Raw genomic sequence first — 3,375 nt, 5'->3', positions numbered from 1 at the left:
GTGCAGGTTTGGGTTAGGAGGGTGCGGATGGCGGTGGGGAGTTCGGCGCCTTGTAGGAGTTGGGTGGCCAGGTCGGCTCGGATGTTCTGCAGGGGGCGGGGGTCTCCGTCGATCTTGATGCCGTGGGCGGCGGCGGTGATCTTGTTGAATATCGCGTGGGCGTCTTCTGCGGCCAGGTCGCACAGTGACAGGTCGGCGGTGCCGGATGGGGTGTCCCAGAGTTCCAAGCGTCGTTGCCGGACGGCCTCTTGCTTGCGTTCTTCGACGGCTTCGGGTGCCAGGCGCTGGACGATTCGCCTGATTCGGCGGCGGAGCTGCCCGGTGGTCTGGGTGGACGCCTTCTCCAGCGCGGCGGCTTGGACCCGTCGGGTGATCTCTGGAGGGAGGTCGGCGGTGAGGTCGCTGACGACGCGGGCTTTGGCCAGGTCGACCCGTCCGGCTTCGAGGGCGGCCCCGGTGTCGGCGAGCGGGCCGGTGAGTTGTTCGGCCAGGTGAAGGAGGGTGGCTGAGGCGTTGCTGGTGATGGTGAGGGCTGCGGCGACTTCTTCGGTGACCGACTCGCGGGCGGACAGAATCCGATAGTCGGGGTCGGCGTCGGCCTCGGCGCGGGTGCGGCGCTGGGTGAGTTCGGCGATGGCGGCCAATTCTCGGGCCTGTGCCCACGAGGTTTGGCGGCGTGCGGCGGCGGCTACCTGGAGGAGTTCATCATCGGTCAGGTCGGCCAGGCGGCTTTTGTCACCGGAAAGGCAGATGGCCAGTTGCGGCCCAGGAGGGAACCACTCCCGGTCTTCCCACTCACACTGGGGAGCAACGATTATGGCGGGCGTCGACACGAGGTTCACCTCCCAACTCGAACTCGTCCCTCAATTTTAGCGCGAACCGTCGCCAGCATGGCTGGACATTTTGGACACGCCACATTACTGTCACCTTTATTTTCAGGTCTCCGAGAGAAAGGATGCTCCTTGCGGTCAGTGCCTGTCCAACGGTCAGAGACGGCCGAGCGCGGCTTTATCGGGATTGGGGTGGTTGCTACAGGTGGACAGCTTAGGTGGCCCCTGCGGCACTGGTGCGAAACGTTCAGGCGGTCACCAGCTGGGGTCACGTTGGTTGAGGTCATGGGGCTGGGGGTGTGCGTCCGGGAAGGGCAGGCACGGGTACTGCCCAAAGCGCGCGCTTCGCGCGCGCCGACGCCTATGACCGGGGTATCGAGACGCGCTAACCCCTCGCCGCCCATCCCTCATCAACCCATTTCCCACGGATCTCCCAGGGCATCGCACATCAGGCTGTGGCCGTAACACGGGGCCAGTTCCTCGCCGATCTCTTCGTGCTGCGCGTAGCGCAGCTGAACAGCAACCACGCACCGGGCCGCATAATAAACACTCACCCCCACCACCTACCGCAACCAACGTGACAGCAAGCGGCGACAAGAGAAACGGGCGCGCCTGCCTTCGGGAGGCCACCTCAGCCATCCACCACCGCAACCACACTAAACCCGGCAAAAAGAAGACCTCAGCCACGCACAAGGCCCAAGCAATCCCGCGCACGTCCGAGCGGAAGAAGACTCCGGTCACACACCACCCGCAGATACGCGAACATCCCCCGAGAGAAGACCTCAGCCACGCACAAACCCCAAGCAATCCCGCGCACGCCCCAACGGAAGAAGACTCCGGCCACGCACAAGGCCGGAGCGAACCCGCGCACGTCCCAACGGGAGAAGGCTCCGGCCACGTACACGATCCACGGATACGCGCACATCCCCCGCCCCCACCCACGCACACGACCCAATAAACACGCGCATAAACCAACGGGAGGAAGTCCCGGCCGCACCATTTTGGGGGGCACGGTAGAGGCGGCTACAGCGGTAACCGGAGGGCGGCTCTTCGGGAGGTACCTGCCCGGCGAGCCCCAGCCCCAGGCTCGGTGTCGTAACCGACTCAAGGAGGCGATCGGCGGCGGGGTCGTTGTGGGAGGCTCCTCATGTACCGGGGCCGTTCGATGAGTATCACCGTCTTCGATGGTCTGCATCCATGCACACGCCGTCCCGTAGGAGGGGAACGATGACCACGCCGCTCGACAAGGAGTTCACGGCCCGTTTGCAGAAGAGTCCTGCCAAGGGCGGGTGGACGTACGTCATCTGGCCTGAGTCGGCAGCGTTCTTCCGGACGCGCGGGCTCGTGAAGGTCAAGGGCACCATCGACGGGCATCCCTTCCAGGGCTCGTTCATGGCGCTCGGCGACGGCAACCACAAGCTGGCCGTGAAGGCGGAGATCCGCGAGGCGCTCGGCAAGGACGTCGGTGATGATGTCACCGTGCACCTTGACGAGCGCCTCGGTTAGCGAGTCAGAGCGAGTTCCAGAAAGAACACATACTGGCCTTGGTGGTGTCGGTTCGGTGGATGCCGCCGGAGCCGGGCGCCAGGGACAGGACGTCGTCCGAGGAGTGGAAACGGGGCCAGCGCGGGGCGTGAGGCGCCGCAGGTTTGCCGTTGTGGGCGAAGGACGTCCAGTAGGCGACCATTGTGTCGGAGAGGCGTTGCTGTTCCGGGTTCAGCTCGCCCAGCAGGCCCGGGAACAGGAACGTCAGTTCCGTGGCGTGCTCGGCGCCCTCTTCGAAGCCGGGGACGTCGATCAGCGGAGGGGCCGTGCGGTCGGCGAACTGGTAGGCGTATACCGGGACGCCCGCGCGCTTGAGGAGTTGGAACGCGTCCTGGTGCAGGCAGGACGAGAGGGCGCCACCGGCATCGGTCTGGATCGTGGCCAGCGCGATCCTGGGGTCGGGGTAGTCGCTTGCCGGGTAGCGCGCCAGCACCGCGTCGGCGTCGGCACCGTAGGTGGCGCGGACGATGGCCTCGTACTGTGCCGCGGTGATCGGACGCGGGTAGTAGAGCGAGACGAACAGGCGCATCTCGTCCAACGTGTTGCCGTGCATGACCGGCACCCGGTTGAAGCGGCCTCGCTCGATCGCCGCTGCGGGCTGCAGTGGCAGGACGCGGTCGCCGCCCGCGACGGGGCCGGCGCTCATGCCCGCTGCGTCGAAGGTCTCCAGCAGCGTCTTGACGGGGACGGCGCGGAGGCAGGCGGGTGAGCCTTCCTCGCATCCGACGGCCTTGGCGAGTGCCTCACCATCGGCCTCGGCCGAGGCTTCGGTGCGGACCGGGGTGGCGCAGCTGAAGCTCTGCGGGATCTAAGAAGATCGTTGGTTTCCCCACTTTGAAGATCGTTTGGGTGGGATGATCATGGTATGGCGAAGAAGGGTCGTAGGTCGACGTTCGAGGAGCGTCTGCAGGCGGTGCGGATGCTGGAGGCGAAGGTCCCGGTGGACAGGGCGGCCGATATCGCGCAGGTGGATCGGTCGACGTTGCTGGCATGGTGGCGG

General features: G+C 66.0%; 3 protein-coding genes. 1 reads left to right on the top strand and 2 read right to left on the bottom strand.

The features are described 5' to 3' along the window. On the bottom strand, nucleotides 1-842 hold an 842-nt coding region (locus HUX53_RS29885), incomplete at its 3' end, for a DUF222 domain-containing protein (RefSeq protein ID WP_176406564.1). 1,215 nt (nucleotides 843-2,057) lie between these two features. Between HUX53_RS29885 and HUX53_RS29880 the strand changes: the two genes are divergently transcribed. Continuing rightward, nucleotides 2,058-2,336 carry a DUF1905 domain-containing protein gene (locus HUX53_RS29880; protein ID WP_176406563.1) on the top strand — a complete coding sequence of 93 codons (279 nt, stop codon included), beginning with the start codon at nucleotides 2,058-2,060 and terminating at the stop codon, nucleotides 2,334-2,336. Between the two features lie 4 nt (nucleotides 2,337-2,340). On the opposite strand, the gene HUX53_RS29875 is transcribed toward HUX53_RS29880, so the two are convergent. Then, the gene (locus HUX53_RS29875; protein ID WP_176406565.1) at nucleotides 2,341-3,183 is read right to left on the bottom strand and encodes a carboxylesterase family protein; all 843 of its coding nucleotides are present in this window, start codon (nucleotides 3,181-3,183) and stop codon (nucleotides 2,341-2,343) included. Nucleotides 3,184-3,375: the final 192 nt, after the last annotated feature.

Source organism: Actinomadura sp. BRA 177, assembly GCF_013372625.1.
Lineage (GTDB): Bacteria > Actinomycetota > Actinomycetes > Streptosporangiales > Streptosporangiaceae > Spirillospora.
This window is presented reverse-complemented; position numbering and strand designations above follow the sequence as displayed.